1 protein-coding gene is annotated in these 877 nt (G+C 45.3%); it reads left to right on the top strand.

The annotated features are described in order from the left end of the window. On the top strand, window positions 1–877 hold an 877-nt coding region (locus QZZ43_RS10655), incomplete at both ends, for an Ig-like domain-containing protein (RefSeq protein WP_291858863.1).

Below are 877 nucleotides of genomic sequence, written 5' to 3' on the forward strand. Positions count from 1 at the left end.
CATCCGGTTCTGTTCAGGTAAACGCCAACAACACCATTACATTCACACCCGGATACTTCTTCGTTGGAGAAATTAGTTTCTCATATCTCCTTTCTGATGCAGACGGCGACTGGGATATGGCTTTAGTAACGATTACTGTAACAGAAGACGAAAATATAATTCCGGTGGCTATCGATGATGAGGCATCAGTGGAAGAAAACCGCTCCGTTAACATTGACGTGCTGACCAACGATACCGGACTGGACGATACACCAATAACAGTGAACATTAGTCAGCAACCGACTAACGGAAGTGTTGTGGTGGAAAGTGACAACACCGTTACCTACACACCGGACAGCGAATTTTTCGGTAATGATTCCTTTAACTACACCGTTACCGATGCCAACGGAGACGCAGATGAAGCAACGGTTTCACTGACCATTACTCAGGCTGCAAGCGGAATTCCGGTTGCAATCGACGATGAAGCTTCAACCACTGAAAATACAGCTGTGTCAATCGATGTTCTTAGCAATGATGCTGGATTGGCAGATACGCCTTTAACGGTGTCCATCAGTCAAACCCCAAACAACGGCTCTGTTACTGTAGAAAACGATAATTCCATCACTTATACACCCAATGATGAATATTTTGGAAGTGATTCGTTCCGCTACACAATAACTGATTCCAATGGAGACACAGATAATGCGACGGTTGAAATCACTGTAAATCAAGCGATCGGTGGCATTCCAATTGCAACAGACGATGAAGCTTCAACCACCGAAAATACGGCTGTTAACATTGACGTACTAAGCAACGATACCGGACTTGAGGATGCGCCGGTGGTGGTTACCATCAGTACAAACCCTACCAACGGAACCGTTGTGGTGGAAAGTGACAA

The organism is Marinilabilia sp., assembly GCF_016278715.1.
Lineage (GTDB): Bacteria > Bacteroidota > Bacteroidia > Bacteroidales > Marinilabiliaceae > Marinilabilia.